The organism is Ventrimonas faecis (genome assembly GCF_040096075.1).
GTDB lineage: Bacteria > Bacillota > Clostridia > Lachnospirales > Lachnospiraceae > Brotaphodocola > Brotaphodocola faecis.
This window is the reverse complement of sequence record NZ_JBBMFJ010000025.1, coordinates 43,168-60,812: the sequence shown is the minus strand read 5'-3', so window position 1 is coordinate 60,812 and position 17,645 is coordinate 43,168. Positions and strand designations below refer to the sequence as shown.

Here is a 17,645-nt window from a genome sequence, read left to right as displayed (position 1 = left end):
GGCCCTCCTAATGATATTTATTGTATCATAGAAGGACCTTACTTAGGTTATTTTACAGAAAAAGTTTCATAGGCTCGCAAATCACTTTTACAACGAACAGCACCGGCAGTGCCAATATCTTCAATACCAGCTTCATAGGCTCAACCCCTTTCTTCTTAACTACATTGTACAAGAGTATCTGCAATAATACAACGATGTCAACCCTTGTATAAAAAGGAAGGACGCAAAGGATTCTATCTCCTCTGCGCCCTAATGCTTTTCGGATTCAGTTCAACAAACTGGAAGTTGTCACCATGTTCATCACTTATTTATACACGTTTGTAAATAATGGGATCATCGTATCCAAAAGTCCGCTTTCCGTTAACTTCCATAATTTCAGATACTTCCAAACAACTATCAGAAAACTTTTCCCAAAGCTTAAATGTCATTACTGGTGAAAACTGACTTGTGCTACCTCCCTCCCAGATGCCATCATTTTCATGATAAAGTGCCGGAGTAAACTTTTTAGATTTTTTCAGTTCACTATAATCAACATTTTTCATAGAATCATATGAAAATGTATTTTTGTCTTCTCCTTCCGGAATCTCATAGGAGGAAAGTAAAATTCCATCTTCATTTTCTGTAATAAGGAAAAGGTGCGGTGATGCATGACGTTTACCATTGGTCTCATAGTAACTTTCTTCAACAACAAATTTTCCATTGAAATCTTGAGGAATATTATTTATTTTGTCATTGCAGACTGTATTTACATGCTTAGCATAAGGATATATTTTTCCTGTTGCCTGCATCATATTAAACTGCTCTTTGTTATCAAAATGTCCCGTCATCATACCAATAAAATTATCAAGTTTCATCATTTTATTTTACCTCCATAAATACCGATTTGTCGAACTCTCAAGTTCTCCATTTGCAATAATTATAGCACATGAATATGAATAATTCTACCAGCTAAACAAGGTTATATGTCCCTATGTAAAGCCGCAGCCGAAACTGCGACTTCCCGACAAGTTGTCGGATTACTGGATTGAGGACAGACGGACAAGAACTTCTTTCATATCCGTCCAGATTTCTTCCAGTCGTTTTTGCAAATCCTCGATGTCGGCATGATAGATGCTGCCTGTTTCGTTCGCTCGCTTTGCGTACTGGTTCAGGTTGTTGGAGCAGATTCGCAGGAGCGAAACCAGGGCTTTCACATCCTGCAAATCCAGTCTGATGCAGTAACCATCCAGAGCCATTTTCCGCAGATAGGCTCCCATGCTGCGGATGCCAAGCTCGTCCATCTTCTCATGGATTCGCTCGACCTCCTCCTTGAATGCAAGGAAATGAACATCCTGGTCTCGCTTTGCCATTATAACACCTCCTCACGGGGTTCAGAGTATTTTGCAGGTGGGATATGCTCCGCTTTGGATTTCAGATCAGCCAACACAGAAGGACGCTCCGACTCGCTCCTTTCGTCACGTTTTTCCGCAGAGTCCTCCATATTCAGGGCTGCATCCAGTTCTGCCAGTCGCTGACTTTTTGCTGTCAGCTCTGCTTCCTGCGGAAACGGTTTTCCAACCTCCGCCTTGGCTGCTTCTTGCTGATTGTAGAGATTATTCAGCTGTTCATTGGCTCGTTCTAAGCGCTCAGGAATCGAAGGTTCCCTCAGTCACATACTGGTACACCTGAACCTCTTTGTTCCGGTTGCCCTGACGGATGATACGACCGTTTCTCTGTGTCATATCAGACGGACGCCAGCCTACATCCAGATGGTGAACTGCCACCAGTTTGTCCTGGACGTTGGTTCCTGCACCCATCTTTTGCGTACTTCCAAGCAGCACTCGTACCTGTCCGGTACGAACCTTGGCAAAAAGGCTCGGTTGCAGGTGTTTCAGGCTGAACCGACTCCATCGCAGCTACGGACTGACGAACTTCCTCCAGGTAGTCATTGGCAAGCCATTCGTCCGTGAAGTATTCCGTAACGCCTTCCGGGTCTACATAGTAGTCATCGGTCTGATTATCCCAGATTGCATACTCGCCATCCTCAGTATCAATTACTGCAAAACGGTCATAAACATCTTCCAACGGATCGGTTTTAGCTTCTTCGATAGCCTGTCGTTCCGCTTCTTCCTCCGGGCTGAGGTAGCGCCCCTTTCGCATCAGACCGTCGATTCTCTGTACCACCTGCGCCCAGGACATCTGCAATTTATCGCAGCCGCTCTTGGTGTAAGCAACACCCTTGGCATCGTGATCCTGACCGCTGTGCGTTGCGCCGGAGCAGGCATGGGAATGACCACCGGTTCCGTATTCATGCTTCAAGAAATCCATCTTTTCTTTGGCAGAATGATTCTCCTGCCAGTAGTTATAAATACGGGCTTTGCCACCGGAAAAGCCACTTCCACGGGTCAAGTCTGCATTGACTTCATCATCCGTAATGAACTGGCGGACAAGGGGCATTTGCATCATATCGGTCTGATACTCACGCAAAGGCAGATTCAGCTCATACAGCTGTTTCTGGATAAGATTCAGCTTGTGATAGTGAAAACGAAGCAGATTGGGATTTTCCGCAAGGGCTTTTCTAAATTCCGAATACTGCTGCACCAAGGTTGCGTGGAAACGAGGGTCATCCAACTTTTCAGCCAAGTCTGCGGTTTCATCAGGAAACCCACGAAACGGTTCCTGATGGAGAATTGCCAGATAGCTGCCGGCACGGGCTTCTTCACTCAAATCGTGATAAAGATGCCACAGGGATTCAGCCAGCTTGCCCATGGTTTTGGGCATAAAAAAAGAGCGCCTATCCATTCCCGATGCGGGGCAAATAGACGCTCTATGTATATAACGATATTCAATTTTATCTGCTATAACTGCATGGTACTCAAAACATCCGCCTTTTTTGATTAGCTGGATTTTTGGCACGATTTTGGGGCTGATTAGCAGGAAGGGCATTTTCATTAGCAAGAACAGCCCGTTTTCTGCTAAAAATTAGCTGGCGCTTTTGTCTTATAACAACCGTTCGATTCTGGAGGGGTTGTCAAAAATCAAATTTTGGAGTAGAATTTTATCTCATACAGTGAAAGAGCTTTTTCGTGCCTTTTCATATAAGAAAAGCCGAAAACCCTTGAAAACAAAGGCTTTCGGCGTTGTTCACTGGCGTCCATAAGAGGATTTGAACCTCCGACCCCACGCTTAGGAGGCGTGTGCTCTATCCAGCTGAGCTATATGGACGTGTCTGATATATGATTATAGCCCGACCAAAGTCGAACTGCAATCCCTTATTTAGTTTTTTTGAGGTGACCGTTGTAACGCAACCTTAGGAGAGCCCCGTTATATCCATTTAACTAAGGAGACAAATGCCGTATTTCCGGGCTTTTTTGCCCTTCTGGCTCCGGCTGCCATCATCTATAATTCTATCACTTCTGTGATGAATTATCCAGTTCTTATCTCTTCTGATTTTATCAGATTTCGCTTCCTCAGTGACCCTCAAACGCTACCCTTTTTCTTCAAAAGGGTTCCGTCATGGTTCTACCTTAGGAGGCGAACGCTCTATCCTACTGAGCTACAGAGACTTATGTGATTTTTCCTTGAATTTACGCGGTTTTTCGCGATCCGGTCAAGGTGCCGGTCTATTTTCAGAGGCAATTTTCCATTAGAAAAACGGTCTTTTTGCTAATGATTTTTTACCTTTGAAGGCTTATTTCTGAAAAAATGTTCCTATCGCCAATGTTAGATAGATGCGAATTTTCAATCTCGATTCGAACTCTGAATCAGATTTGAAAAGTTCATTTGGCGCGTGACATCATCCTTCTTAGGAGGCGCCCGTTATATCCATTTAACTATGAGAACATCGTACGCAAAACGTACCTTTATAGAATAACAAAAATCCGTCAAAATAGCAAGAGCGAATCTGACTGGTCCAAAATACCGGCCTGAAGCAGTTCCAACTACGCCTCTGTAAATTTCGCGGTTCCCTGCATCCAGATCTGGCCCTTGAACCGGCGTCCTACCTTCGGCTCGCCCATCAGATCCTTCTGGGCAATGCCTACATGAAAGACCATATCGCTGCAGCTGATGGTCAGGTCATAGACCATCTCCCCGCTCACACGATTCTCCTTTGTCTCAATATTCGTAATCTCGCCAATAATAGAATACTGGTCGCACTCAATGCCGCAGGGCATGAAGCTGGAATCCACGATAGAGTAGAGATCCTCCTTCATGGCACGTCTGGACACCTGAGAGTACAGGTCAATATCTTCAATGGTCAGGGTCTCCATGGCGTCCTCATCGCCCTTCTTGGCTGCCTCTAACAGGTTGTTACGGTCTCTGGCTGCCACCCTGGCCATCTCGATCTGCTTTCTGGTCTTATGAAGCGGAAGTAAAACCTTGCCCTCAATTGCCAGCCCGGTCAGATTCACCGACTCCGCAGTCCGCGGCATACGCATTGCCTTGCGCTCCCGATACTCAAAACAGTTTTCCAGATAGAAAATCAGGGAAATTCCAACCCGGTACTCATCCAGAAGTCCCGCATAGGTCTCCTTCTCCGTGTGCCGCTGAATGGAACAGTCCGTCGTGGAGGAAACATCAGGGGAATTCAGATACGGATAATAATATTCACACTGGAATGCGCCTTCCTCATCCATCTCGCCCATCATAACAATGCCCATACCAGGCGCCACTTCGGCCCGCAGCTCACAGAGATTAGTTTCCTCGTCAAGCTGAATCCTGCGCCATTTGGCAGATGGAATCAGCGATGCCAGCAGTTTTTCGATATCGCGTTTTCTTTTATATGTGCTAAAGCCAATGCTTCTCAGAAATTTATGCATATGCTCACTGTTTCTCACTTTCTTCGTTTCCTGAAATTATCGACAGCAAATTGCGTCTCCCCGATACATCACACTTACTCGTGACTTCGTCACTCGATTGCCTCGTCGTTCGCCATAACCGTGCAAGCACGCTTCCGACTCTCTTGCACTCGTTACATTATACATGATACGTTTCTTCATTTCAATCCGAAAGTTGACAGGGAACATTTCCGGTAATATCATAAAACCAGCAGCTGAAATTCACAGCATAAAACAGCAAAGGAGACCACACAATTATGAATCAGCATATCCGCACCATCGGCATTCTCGGCGCAGGCGCCGTCGGTTCCTACCTGGTTATGGCACTTTCCGGAAAATTCAAAGAAAACCTCTGGATCATCGCAAACGGCGAACGAAAAGAACGTCTGGAGAAAAACGGCCTGAATATCAATGATGAATCCTATTCCCTTCATGTGAAAACACCATCCGAAGCCCATGGCGTGGACATCCTGTTTGTCTGTCTGAAATACACCCAGCTTCGCGATGCCCTGCCGGATATCGAAGCGATTGTCGATGAACACACCATGGTCGTCAGCCTGTTAAACGGCGTTGACAGCGAAGAGATCATCAGCCAGCGCATCGGCATGGAACACATGATCCATTCCCTCATCCGCATTGCCTCCCAGCGGATCGGAAACTCCATCCATTTTCCAATTCCAAAGGGCTACAATGGAATCTATATCGGCATCCCGGGCAAGCAGGCTGATCAGGACCCACGGATTGCCGCTATTGCAGAGATTTTTGCTGACACTCCGGTTACCCTTCATTTAAGTGATGACATCCTGCTTGATATCTGGGATAAGTTCGGCTTAAATGTTTCCCGCAACCTGCCCCAGGCCATTCTTGGCGTTGGCATTGGCGCTTACGATGACAGCACCTATGTAGATGCCATTATGCGCCAGATGCGTCATGAGGTTGTGCTGGTGGCCAACGCAAAAGGCATCCCGTTAAAGGAAGAATTCAAGGCCGGAAAATGGCTTCCATCCCAGCGCTATTCCACCCTGCAGGATCTGGATGCGCACCGCCATACGGAAATTGATATGTTCTCCGGTGCCCTGGTACGCATGGGAAAAGAGCTCGGCATCGAGTGTCCATATAACGAGATGACCTACAATCTCATCAAGGCATTAGAAGAAAAGAATGACGGGAAATTTGATTATGAATAGGATCAGAAACGCTGGCTGTTTCCAAATTCCGTAAGCGGTCCCTTTCCTTAACTCATCAATTGTTTTTTCCTCATTATTGTCATTTGGGGTCAAAAAAGGGCCTTCACCAGAATAATTCATTCTGATGAAAGCCCTTTTTATCATTTGTATTTTCTGAGTTCAGATTATGCCTTATACAATACCCTGTGCTAACATAGCATCTACGACTTTCTCAAAGCCTGCGATGTTTGCGCCGGCAACATAGTTGCCCTCTACGCCGTAACGTTTTGCAGCGTCATCAGCTTTTGCGAAGATGTTAACCATGATGTCATGCAGCTTTGCGTCTACTTCCTCGAAGGTCCAGGACAGTCTTAAGCTGTTCTGGCTCTGCTCCAGGCCGGAAGTTGCAACGCCGCCTGCGTTTGCAGCCTTACCAGGCATGAAGAGAATCTTCTTCTCTACGAACAGGTCAGTAGCTTCTCTGGTGGACGGCATGTTAGCACCCTCTGCTACTGCGAAGCAGCCATTTGCGATCAGTGCCTTTGCATCATCCAGATTCAGCTCGTTCTGGGTTGCGCACGGAAGAGCGATGTCACACGGAATGGTCCAGATGCCTTTGCCCTCAGTGTATTTTGCGGTCGGAACTGCATCAACATACTCTTTGATTCTGCCGCGGCGGCCTTCCTTGATCTCTTTTACAACATCCAGCTTGATGCCGTCCGGATCATATACATAGCCGTTGGAGTCGCTCATGGCAACAACCTTTGCACCGTACTGCTGAGCTTTCTCGGTTGCGTAGATTGCTACGTTACCGGAACCGGATACCAGAACGGTCTTGCCCGCCAGCTCTTTGCCGTTGTGGCTTAACATCTCGTTTAAGATGTAGATCAGGCCATAACCGGTTGCCTGGGTTCTTGCCAGGGAGCCGCCGAAGGTCAGGCCTTTACCGGTCAGAACGCCCTCATACAGGCCGGTAATTCTCTTATACTGGCCAAACAGGTAACCAACCTCTCTTGCGCCTACGCCGATATCACCAGCAGGAACGTCGGTATCTTTACCGATATGACGGTACAGCTCGGTCATAAAGCTCTGGCAGAATGCCATAACCTCACGGTCAGATTTGCCCTTCGGGTCGAAGTTGGAACCACCTTTACCACCACCCATAGGAAGGCCGGTCAGGGAGTTTTTCAGAGTCTGCTCAAATCCCAGGAACTTTAAGATGCTCTGGTTTACGGACGGATGGAGACGAAGTCCTCCTTTGTACGGTCCGATTGCGCTGTTGAACTGTACACGGTAACCCTTGTTTACCTGTACGTTGCCCTTATCATCTACCCACGGAACCTTGAAAGATACGATTCTCTCCGGCTCTACAAAACGCTCCAGGATACCAGCTTTGCGGTATTTCTCTTCGTTTGCGTCAATAACCAGCTTTAAGGAATCCAGAACCTCTTTTACTGCCTGATGGAACTCCGGCTCACCCGGGTTCTGTGCTACTACTCTCTCATAGACCTCATCTACATAAGACATAACTTTTCTCCTCCTTGAGTTATCATCTTTCTGAAAAATGACAATAGGGCACCGCCAATATCGGCGGAGCCCCATTGCTCTTTACGTATCGTAGAGATTATAACAATTTAAATTACTAAAGTCAATCCCTTCATTTCGAAACTTTTATTGTTAAAAATCATAGCAGATATGCCTTGGATTTATATTTTCATTAAGCTGTCATAACAAAATTAAGACTGTGCGGCGATTTTCTCGGCTAATTCCTGTAAGTACATCCACCGGTCCATCTTCTCCTCCAGAAGTGCTTCCTTCTCTGCCTTCTCAGTCATAAGCTGGTTCAGCTTGCCATAATTGGTAGCGGACTCTGCAATCTGACCGTCCAGTGCCTCCAGATCTGCTTCCAGCTTCGCGATCTCGTCTTCAATGGTGTCCCACTCCCGCTGCTCTTTAAAGGAAAATTTCAACTTCTTCTGGTGGGCTCTGCCGTCCTGGGAAGATTTCTTTGTGGCAGTTCCGTCTGCACCATCGGCTCCCGTATCGCCTGCCGCGCTTCCTGCACCGCTGTTTCCAGATCCGCTCCGGCTTCCACCCGCGCGTCCTGCACCATTTCCGCCCAGCAGCTCCGGATGCTTCATCTGGTACGCCGCCTGATAATCCGTAAAGCCGCCTTCATACTGCACCACATTTCCATCGCCCTCAAAGGCAAAGATCCGGCGCACCATGCGGTCGAGGAAATACCGGTCATGGGATACGGTGATGACAATGCCCTGGAAGCTGTCCAGATAATCCTCCAGGATTGTCAGAGTACGGATATCCAGATCGTTGGTCGGCTCGTCTAAAAGCAGCACATTCGGCGCGTCCATCAGAATCCGCAGCAAATACAGGCGCCGCTTCTCCCCGCCGGAAAGGCGGCTGATGGTAGTGTACTGCACACTGCCCGGGAACAGAAAGCGCTCCAGCATCTGAGAAGCGCTGATACTTCCATCCTTCGTCTGCACATATTCAGCCACGTTGCGGATGTAGTCGATGACCTTCAAATTCTCATCCATGGCCTCATTCTCCTGGGAGAAATAGCCGATCTTAACCGTCTGTCCGATCTCAATGGTTCCGGAATCCGGCTGTACCCATCCGGCGATCATCTTCATAAGGGTGGATTTTCCGCTTCCGTTCGGGCCGATGATGCCAACCCGGTCATTCTTTAAAAAGATATAGGTGAAGTCCTTTAACAGTACCTTATTGCCATAGGCCTTGCACAAATCCTTTACTTCCACCGTGGTACGGCCCAGACGGCTGGAGATGGACTCCATCTCCACCTCTTTGTCAAACTCCGGCGCGTCCATATCCCGCAGTGCCTCATAGCGCTGAATGTGAGCTTTCTGCTTGGTAGAACGGGCTCTGGCGCCGCGCTGCATCCAGGCAAGCTCGGTCCGCAGGATGGTCTGGCGCTTGCGCTCGGAAGCCACCGCCATGTCCATGCGCTCCGCCTTTAACTTGACAAAGCCCTCATAATTGGTCTGGTAGCTGTAGAGCTTTCCCTTGTCCAGCTCCACAATACGGTTGGTCACGCTGTCCAGGAAATACCGGTCATGGGTGATCATCAGCAATGCGCCCCGGAATTTCTTTAAGTACTCCTCCAGCCAGTCTGCCATCTCACTGTCTAAGTGGTTGGTCGGCTCGTCCAGAACCAGAAGGTCTGCCGTGGAAAGCAGCACACTGGTCAGCGCCACACGCTTTCTCTGTCCGCCAGACAAATGCTCCACCTTCTCATCAAAGTCATAAATGCCAAGCCGTGTCAGAATGTTCTTCGCGCTGGCCTCAATCTCTTCTCTGGAAGAAAAGTGCGGCTCGTCCCGGTTATCCCGCACAATGGCATCCAGCACCGTATCCCCGGCAGTAAACGCCGGAATCTGCGGCAGATAGCGGATGTAAAGATTTCTGCGGCGCACCACGGAACCGTTGTCCGGCTCCTCCAGCCCGGCCACAATTTTCAGCAGCGTGGACTTTCCGGTACCGTTGATGCCGATGAGGCCTACCTTCTCGCCCTCATTGATGCTGAAGGCCGTATCGTCAAACAGCAGGCGCTCCGTATAAGATTTTGTCAGATGTTCGATTGTAATTAAACTCATAAGTCCTCCATGAAAGGAAAAGGGGGCAGTCCCTTCGATCCCCTCCGGGTCGCTTAAAGGACTGCCCTCTGTTATCATTTTAATCCTCGTCTTTCTCCTCAACTGAGAATACAAAACGTTTTCTTGCCATCTCATCGCTCTCAAGGTACTCGTCGTAGGTGGTGATCTTATCGATCAGCTTACCGTTTACGATCTCCATGATGCGGTTTGCGGTGGTCTGCACGATCTGGTGGTCACGGGAAGAGAAGATCAGCACACCCGGGAACTTGATCAGGCCGTTGTTCAGTGCGGTGATGGATTCCATATCCAGATGGTCAGTCGGCTCGTCTAACATCAGCACGTTTGCGCCGGAGATCATCAGCTTGGAAAGCATGCAGCGAACCTTCTCACCACCGGAAAGAACGCGGACCTTCTTCACGCCGTCCTCACCTGCGAACAGCATACGGCCAAGGAAACCACGTACATAGGTTACATCCTTCTCCGGAGAGTACTGGGTCAGCCAGTCTACGATGGTATCATCGCTGTCGAACTCTGCGGTGTTGTCCTTCGGGAAGTAGGACTGGGTTGTGGTCAGGCCCCACTTGTAGGAACCCTCATCCGGCTCCATCTGACCGGAAAGGATCTGGAACAGAACGGTCTTCGCGCGCTCGTTCGGTCCTACCAGGGCAACCTTGTTGTCACGGGTCAGAGTGAAGCTGATGCCGTCCAGGATTTTCTCGCCGTCGATGGTCTTGGATAAGTTCTCAACGGTCAGAACCTCGTTTCCGATCTCACGGAACGGGCGGAAGTCGATGTACGGATACTTACGGCTGGACGGACGGATGTCGTCTAACTCGATCTTCTCCAGAGCACGCTTTCTGGAAGTAGCCTGCTTGGACTTGGAAGCGTTTGCGGAGAATCGCTGAATGAACTCCTGCAGCTCTTTGATCTTCTCCTCTTTCTTGCGGTTTGCTTCCTTCATCTGTTTTACCATTAACTGGCTGGACTCATACCAGAAGTCATAGTTACCAGCGTACAGCTGGATCTTGCCGTAGTCGATATCTGCGATGTTGGTGCAGACCTTATTCAGGAAGTAACGGTCATGAGATACCACGATAACGGTATTCTCAAAGTTAATTAAGAACTCCTCCAGCCATGCGATCGCGTCCAGATCCAGATGGTTGGTTGGCTCGTCGAGAAGCAGGATGTCCGGGTTGCCGAACAGCGCCTGTGCCAGCAGGACTTTGACCTTTAACGCACCGGTCAGGTCCTTCATGAGGCTGTAATGATACTCGGTATCAACACCCAGGCCGTTTAACAGGTTGGCTGCGTCGGACTCAGCCTCCCAGCCGTTCATCTCTGCGAACTCGCCCTCTAACTCTGCTGCCTTGATTCCGTCCTCGTCGGAGAAATCCGGCTTCATGTAGATGGCATCCTTCTCTTTCATAACATCATACAGACGCTTGTTGCCCATGATCACGGTATCCAGTACAGTGTACTCGTCGTATTTAAAGTGATCCTGCTGCAGGAAAGAAAGACGCTGGCCCTGGGTGATGACAACATCACCGTTGGTCGGCTCCAACTGTCCGGATAAGATTTTTAAGAAGGTAGACTTTCCGGCACCATTCGCGCCGATAAGTCCGTAACAGTTTCCCTCGGTAAATTTGATATTTACATCTTCAAATAATGCTTTTTTCCCCACACGCAGGGTAACACCATTTGCACTAATCATTCTTTCTAACACCTTTCATAAAAAAGAGGGGCATTGTCATGTCCCTCGTCTTTTGCATCATTTATATTTTACAGGAATTTCCGTATTTTGCAAGCGCTATTTCAACGGTTTTTGCGGGAATTTCGCGGTTTTTCCACCGTTTTTCCAGCTTTGTAACTGCTTTTCCACAAAATTGCCCGTTTCAGTCCATTTTTTGCTGGAATCTGCCACTTGTTTCCCGGCTTACGCCCGCTTCCATTCGATGACTGCCGCCAACAGTGCTTTCAGGCAAAACTCCTCCCTTTTCACCAGTTCATCCTCCAACAGGCCCCGGTTTTCATCCGAGTGCTCCACCTCTCTGGAAAAGCAGTGCACCAGATCCACAATCTGCTCTTCCTGCAATGCTGCCGCTACTGCTTTGCCTCTGATTCCGCTCGGAACTACGGACACAGCCTTTCCGCGATTTTCCGGCCTGCCCGGCAGATTCTCTTTAAGCCACTCTGCCATCAGCAGCTCTTCCACCAGGATTGCTGCCGCCACAGCCAGCTTCATCTTGCCGTATGGGTTATCATTGTAAACGGCCCCGCAGAAATAACCGAACACAAAGTACACCATGATTTGCTCCCGCAGAAGCTCCATGCGTGTGCCGTTTGCCGTAAGGAAAGCACGGCGGTTCGCCTCGTACGCCTCTTTTCCGGCTCCGTAGAGAATTTCATCCATGCCATCCCGGCGCTCCGGCCATGCAGGATCAAGGGGCTCCATCTTCTCAAACACAGTGTAAAGCTCGCTGGCTGTCTCAAAGCGGCTGTAGGACTCCAATCCTGCAGAAGCCAGGCGGTGGCAGAACCGCGCAGTACAATTATGATACCGCTTCAGCAGCCCGTCCACCTCATACAGCTTCTCATCCCTTACCCTGCGCTGCAGATCATGGGCCAGCGACAGGCACATTGCCATGCGAAGCTCACTGGACAGTCCCCGGTTTTCCAGAATCTCAAAAATCACATCCCGTGTTTCCTGCAGCTTGGTGTAGAGGAAGAAATCAAAATCCTCATCCTCGCAGCTCTCCTCTTTCTCATTCTCACTGGAGAGGAAGCGCACCGGCTCCTTTGTACCCAGAATGATCCGTGCCGCCTCAATGCAGGACAGACACAGCGACACCTCCCGCACACCGTCAAACACCTCAATATGGCGCGGATACGTCTTACAGGTCCAGCACAGACTGTCCGGTCCCATGCCAGTGTAGAGGTCGCAGAGATTGTCATCATTTAAAAACGCGCACCGGTGTTCCCGCTGCTTAAAGCACTTCTGTTTCCAGTCCACCGATTCCTTTAAACGCGCCTTCATCCCGCCTTTTGCATGACGGTACTTTTCCAGCGACTTCGGATCAATCGTTATCGCCCATCCCGCGCAGCAGGTATCCTCACACGCCGAAGCAATGCACTGAAATTTTTTATAATAATGCGGATATGTATACAGCATACTCATCACTCCTAAATAAACACATATTCTCAGATAGAATTCATTATACCAACTCACCCCAATAAATACAACAGGCCCGGAACTCCGCTGCTGCGGCTTTCCGGGCCCGATTTTCACTATCACAATATTTATTTCAACATATCTCCGTAGCGTCCCAGGAAATTCTTCGTCCTCTCATTCTCGGACGCGAATACCTGTGCCGGAGTTCCTTCCTCAACAATCACTCCATCTGCCACGAAAATCACGCGGTCAGAGATATCTCTCGCGAAGGCCATCTCATGGGTTACAATGACCATGGCGATGTGCAGGTCTGCCAGAGACTTGATGACCTTAAGCACCTCTCCGGTCAGCTCCGGATCCAGTGCGGAGGTCGGCTCATCAAAGAACAGGATCTTCGGATTCAATGCCAGGGCACGGGCAATGGCCACTCGCTGGCACTGACCGCCGGACAGCTGGCATGGGTAAGCATCAGCCTTGTCTACCAGTCCCATCTTCTCTAAAAGCTCCATTGCGGTCTTTCGTGCTTCTTCCTTATCCCGCTTCTGCACTGCCACCGGCGCGTCCATCACATTGCGAAGCACCGAATAATGCGGGAACAGGTTGAAGTTCTGGAATACCAGTCCGTAATTTTGCTGGATCTTCTTCAACTCCGGTTTGGATGCGTAAACCGCATTGCCGTTCTCGTCGTTCCATGCTGCTTTCTCACCCAGATAAATGAGTTCGCCGCTGTCCATGGTTTCTAACATGGTGGCGCAGCGCAGCAGCGTGGATTTACCAGAGCCGGACGGACCAATGATGGTAACAATCTCGCCCTCTCCTACATGCAGAGAAATATCCTGAATGACCCCAAGGTCTCCAAATGATTTTTTCACATGATTCATTTCCAGTAAGTTCATGATATTCCTCCGGTTTTATTCATAATAGGAAAGTTTCTTCTCGATCCATTCCATGACCACGGCCACCACAAGGTTGAAGATGTAATAAAATACACCGGCTGCCACGAACGGGATCATGCTGGTCTGGGACGATGCCAGAGCCTTTGCGATGGCAAACATCTCCAGAACACTGATGGTAAATGCCAGGGATGTATCCTTGACCAGGGTAATGACCTCGTTGGTCACAGATGGAAGGATCCGCTTGATCACCTGTGGCAGGATAATGCGGAAAAAGGTCTGGCTGCGGCTGTAGCCCAGAAGCTTTGCCGCCTCGTACTGTCCGTTTGGCATGGACTGGATGCCGCTGCGGTAGATCTCTGCGAAATATGCCGCATAGTTGATCACGAATCCGATCATGGCCGCGATCAGGCGGTAATCGTTGCTCTTAATCTTAATGCCAAACAGATAATAAGGTCCGAAATATACCACCATCAGCTGCAGCATCAGCGGGGTGCCGCGCATGATGGAAATGTAGGTTTTCACGATTCCCTGCAGGACCTTATTCTTCGACATTCTTCCAAACGCGATCAGAAGACCAAGGGGCAGGGAAAAGACCAGTGTCACCACAAAAATTTCTGTGCTGACCAGCATTCCTCCCGCTAATTGTGATACCATTGTATTAACCTGCATAACTTCTGCTCCTTCGTCTTCTGATTCATATTAAATGTTATTTTCCGATGGTGGTCACATCACGGCCAAACCATTTCTCGGAGATTTCTGCCATGGTGCCATCTGCTGCCATATCGTCCAGTGCTCCCTGAACCTTATCTCTTAACTCCTCGTTGCCCTTCTTAAAGCCAATGCCGTACTCCTCAGAAGAAAGGGTCTCATCGAGAATCACATACTTGTCAGACTCGCCTCTCTGCTCGATCTGATAACCAGCTACGATCACATCCATAGCGATGGCATCTACAGCGCCCATCTCCAGATCCATGAATGCGGTATTGTAATCTGGGGTAGTCTGCAGGGTTCCGAAGGTTGCGCTTAAGTCTGCGTTATCTTTTAAAGCTGCCTCAGCGGAAGAATCGGTCTGAACCTCAACCACCTTGCCTGCCAGATCTGCCAGGGAGCTGATGCCGGAATCTGCTGCTACAACGAATACCTGGCTGTTATCCATGTAAGGAGTGCTCCAGGTGTAATCATCCTCACGGCCATTCATGGTGAAGCCGTTCCAGATGCAATCGATGGTTCCGGAGCTTAACTCCATATCCTTTGCGTCCCATGCAATCGGCTGCGGAACAAACTCAAGGCCAAGTCTGTCGGCAACTTCCTTTGCCAGTTCCAGATCAAATCCGGTATACTCACCATTATCACCCACAAAACCCATAGGCGGGAAATCCTGGTCAAAACCTACGGTGAAGGTGCCGCCCAGCTCGCCAGCCTCATCTGCCGCCTCTGCAGTAGTCTCTTCTGCAGAAGTTTCCTCAGCCTTTGATGCCTCGGTCGCTGCTGCGGTGGTCTCTGCCGGTTTGCTGCCTCCGCATGCGGTCATAGATACGACCATCATACCTGCCATTGCTGCGCTTAACATTCTCTTTTTCATAATAGTTTTCCTCCTCGTTTTGTGGGGTTTTTTTGTTTCAGTTCACTCCTTTTCTGAAACAAAATGCTGTACACGTACCGCGAACACGTTATCATGGTAGCATACTAAAGTGTTTCTGTCTACTCTTTTTTCGCAAAACGGGAACTCTTATTACAAAAAACCTGCTTTTGCTTATATTTTCCCACCGGGCTCAGGCATTCGCCGGACTCACTAATATTCCATTTTGCTCCGCCCACTGCACCAGTTCTTTGTTTTTCCTGTTCCCGCTTCCAAATTTCTGTACACAGCAGATCGCCTTCCCGCATCTCTTCACAGCCCGAAGAGCCTCTTCATACGTCTCTTCCCGTATTGTTTCATATGGCTGCTCTGAAACAACCTGCACCGCCAGTGCCTTTGCCACCGGATAATCCAGATCATTCTCATGCAGTACGCCTGCTGCAAAAGGAATGCCCTGGCGCTGCAGCTTCCGGTAAACCGGGATTCCGCTGCCGTTTCCGCCAATCACAAAGACCTCTGGCTCTCCGGATACCGGCGGCAGTTCCACCGATCCGTATTCTGCCTGATAGCTTTCCGCCGGAATGCCAAACAGCATCTCCATATTTTCCGCCGTAAAGATTTCCTCCGGCGTCCCGCATTTCCAGATTTTATTTTCCCCCACGCACACAATGTAATCCGACACCTTCTGGGCCAGATCCAGTTCATGCATGGACATTAACACCGCCACTCGCTTCTCCCGCACCAGCGTCTTTAAGATGGACAGCAGTTCCATCTTGTGACGGATGTCCAGAAACGAGGTCGGCTCATCCAACAGAATGATCTGCGGCTGCTGGCAGATGGCCCGGGCCAGCAGGATCCGCTGTCTCTGTCCATCGCTGATCCGGGCAAAATCCCGGTCCGCCAGATCCTGCGCATGCACCATGGCAAACGCGTCCCGCACGATCTCCCGGTCCCGTTCTGACAATATTCCGAAACGGCCGGTATGAGGATAACGCCCCATCGCCGCCACATCAAAACAGGTCATAAGCTCCGGCTGCGTCCGCTCCGTCATCATCACAGCCATCCGGCGGGCAATCTCCGTTTCCGGCCACTGCCCCATCAGCCGGCCGTCCAGGCTGACCACGCCGCCCACCGTCTTTAACTGTCCGGCAATGCTTTTTAAAATTGTGGATTTTCCCGCTCCATTCGGACCGATCAGTGTCACGATCTCTCCGCGTGAAGCATGAATGTTGATCTCGCGGATCCAGGCCGTTCCGTCGTAGCCCGCCGCAAGATCTTCTGTCCTCAGATAGCTTTGTTCCTTCACTTCTGCGCCCCCTTTCTGCGGATCATCATCCAGATCACCACCGGCGCTCCAAATACCGCCGTCACAGAACTGATGGAAAGCTCCGTAGGCGCAAACATGGTGCGGGCAATCAGGTCACTGAACAGGCAGAACACCGCGCCGCCCAGAAAGCTGCCCGGAATCATGACGATGGGCTTTGCGGTTCCAAACATCCGCTTTATCAGCTGCGGCACCGCGATGCCAACAAAGGATACCGGTCCGGCAAAGGCCGTCACACAGGCTGATAAAATGCTGGAAAGCAGGATCAGTTCTGCCCGGAACCGTTTTACATTGACCCCCAGACTTCTGGCATATGCCTCTCCCAGCTGGTAAGCCCCGATGGGCTTTGCCATACAGAACGAAAGGAGAAAGGCTGGCAGAACCACCGCTGCCATCACCTGCACCTGATCCCAGGTCGTACCGGAAAAGCTGCCCATGGACCAGTTGTGGAGGTTCACGATATTGGAGTCATCTGCAAAGGTCACCACGAAATCCGTAACTGCAGAACAGATATAACTGATCATGACACCGCATACCACCAGCACGGACATCTGCCGCACCCGCCTTGCAATTACCAGCACAAATCCCATGGAAATCATAGATCCGGCAAAGGCCGCCAGGATCATGGCTGCGGAACCCATAAAAAGCCCCTTCCCCAGAAACAGGATCATGACCAGAGCCACCACAAGCTTGGCGCCGGAAGAAATTCCCAGCACGAATGGTCCGGCAATAGGGTTTGCAAAAAAGGTCTGAAGCAGAAAACCGGATACGGAAAGTGCCCCGCCAAGCAGCGCCGCCGCAAGAAGGCGCGGAAGCCGGATATCCCACAAAATATGAAATGCCGTACTCTCCCGGTCTGCCCCGGTCAGAATTGCCTGTATATCCCGAAGGGAAAGAGAAACACTTCCCACACGGAAGCTGACTGCTGCCAGAATAGCCAGCAGAAGCAGCAGCAGCAAAAATGCCAGCTGGCAGCGCACCGTTCGATTTTTCATGTTCTCTCTCCTTTCATTCTCCCTGTGTTTTTCGCCTTCTCTGTCCTGCAGTTTTCCATAAGTCTCC

At 49.7% G+C, this 17,645-nt stretch carries 13 protein-coding genes, 1 tRNA gene and 1 pseudogene; 1 reads left to right on the top strand and 14 read right to left on the bottom strand.

Annotated elements, in window-relative coordinates:
* Positions 1–308: 308 nt before the first annotated feature.
* From WMO41_RS11790 to WMO41_RS11770, 5 genes and pseudogenes are all read right to left on the bottom strand, one after another.
* Positions 309–857, bottom strand: a complete 549-nt coding sequence (locus tag WMO41_RS11790) for a hypothetical protein (protein ID WP_173717538.1) — start codon at positions 855–857, stop codon at positions 309–311.
* A gap of 159 nt (positions 858–1,016) precedes the next feature.
* Positions 1,017–1,349 (bottom strand): plasmid mobilization protein, encoded by a 333-nt coding sequence (locus tag WMO41_RS11785; protein ID WP_349229908.1) that lies wholly within the window; start codon positions 1,347–1,349, stop codon positions 1,017–1,019.
* Positions 1,350–1,628: 279 nt separating this feature from the next.
* Positions 1,629–1,853: pseudogene (locus tag WMO41_RS11780) on the bottom strand (helicase-related protein); the annotation flags it as partial.
* Positions 1,854–3,127: 1,274 nt separating this feature from the next.
* Positions 3,128–3,204 (bottom strand) — tRNA-Arg (locus tag WMO41_RS11775).
* Positions 3,205–3,920: 716 nt separating this feature from the next.
* The gene (locus tag WMO41_RS11770; protein WP_349229907.1) at positions 3,921–4,799 is read right to left on the bottom strand and encodes a DUF3881 family protein; all 879 of its coding nucleotides are present in this window, start codon (positions 4,797–4,799) and stop codon (positions 3,921–3,923) included.
* Between the two features lie 275 nt (positions 4,800–5,074).
* On the opposite strand from WMO41_RS11770, the gene WMO41_RS11765 reads away from it, so the two are divergent.
* Complete coding sequence (locus tag WMO41_RS11765) at positions 5,075–6,004, top strand: ketopantoate reductase family protein (protein WP_349229906.1); 930 nt, start codon at positions 5,075–5,077, stop codon at positions 6,002–6,004.
* A 171-nt stretch (positions 6,005–6,175) separates the two neighbouring features.
* On the opposite strand, the gene gdhA is transcribed toward WMO41_RS11765, so the two are convergent.
* The 9 genes from gdhA to WMO41_RS11720 all read right to left on the bottom strand — a co-directional run bounded on the left by gdhA (position 6,176) and on the right by WMO41_RS11720 (position 17,578).
* Positions 6,176–7,510 (bottom strand): NADP-specific glutamate dehydrogenase, encoded by a 1,335-nt coding sequence (gene gdhA, locus WMO41_RS11760; RefSeq protein WP_349229905.1) that lies wholly within the window; start codon positions 7,508–7,510, stop codon positions 6,176–6,178.
* Positions 7,511–7,719: 209 nt separating this feature from the next.
* Positions 7,720–9,615: an ABC-F family ATP-binding cassette domain-containing protein gene (locus WMO41_RS11755; protein ID WP_349229904.1), complete on the bottom strand. Its 1,896-nt coding sequence runs from the start codon at positions 9,613–9,615 to the stop codon at positions 7,720–7,722.
* A 79-nt stretch (positions 9,616–9,694) separates the two neighbouring features.
* The gene (locus tag WMO41_RS11750) at positions 9,695–11,326 is read right to left on the bottom strand and encodes an ABC-F family ATP-binding cassette domain-containing protein (RefSeq protein ID WP_118532020.1); all 1,632 of its coding nucleotides are present in this window, start codon (positions 11,324–11,326) and stop codon (positions 9,695–9,697) included.
* Between the two features lie 222 nt (positions 11,327–11,548).
* Entirely contained in the window at positions 11,549–12,784 is a 1,236-nt protein-coding gene (gene fliB / locus WMO41_RS11745) for a flagellin lysine-N-methylase (protein ID WP_349229903.1), read from the bottom strand.
* A 128-nt stretch (positions 12,785–12,912) separates the two neighbouring features.
* A complete protein-coding gene (locus WMO41_RS11740) occupies positions 12,913–13,680 on the bottom strand; it encodes an amino acid ABC transporter ATP-binding protein (protein WP_349229902.1) in 768 nt (255 codons plus the stop codon).
* 15 nt (positions 13,681–13,695) lie between these two features.
* On the bottom strand, positions 13,696–14,349 hold the full coding sequence (locus WMO41_RS11735; RefSeq protein WP_349229901.1) for an amino acid ABC transporter permease: 654 nt from the start codon (positions 14,347–14,349) through the stop codon (positions 13,696–13,698).
* Between the two features lie 37 nt (positions 14,350–14,386).
* A complete protein-coding gene (locus WMO41_RS11730; RefSeq protein WP_349229900.1) occupies positions 14,387–15,262 on the bottom strand; it encodes an amino acid ABC transporter substrate-binding protein in 876 nt (291 codons plus the stop codon).
* Positions 15,263–15,452: 190 nt separating this feature from the next.
* The gene (locus WMO41_RS11725) at positions 15,453–16,565 is read right to left on the bottom strand and encodes an ABC transporter ATP-binding protein (RefSeq protein WP_349229899.1); all 1,113 of its coding nucleotides are present in this window, start codon (positions 16,563–16,565) and stop codon (positions 15,453–15,455) included.
* On the bottom strand, positions 16,562–17,578 hold the full coding sequence (locus tag WMO41_RS11720) for a FecCD family ABC transporter permease (protein ID WP_349229898.1): 1,017 nt from the start codon (positions 17,576–17,578) through the stop codon (positions 16,562–16,564). The genes WMO41_RS11725 and WMO41_RS11720 overlap by 4 nt, the downstream gene beginning before the upstream one ends.
* Between the last annotated feature and the right edge of the window lie 67 nt (positions 17,579–17,645).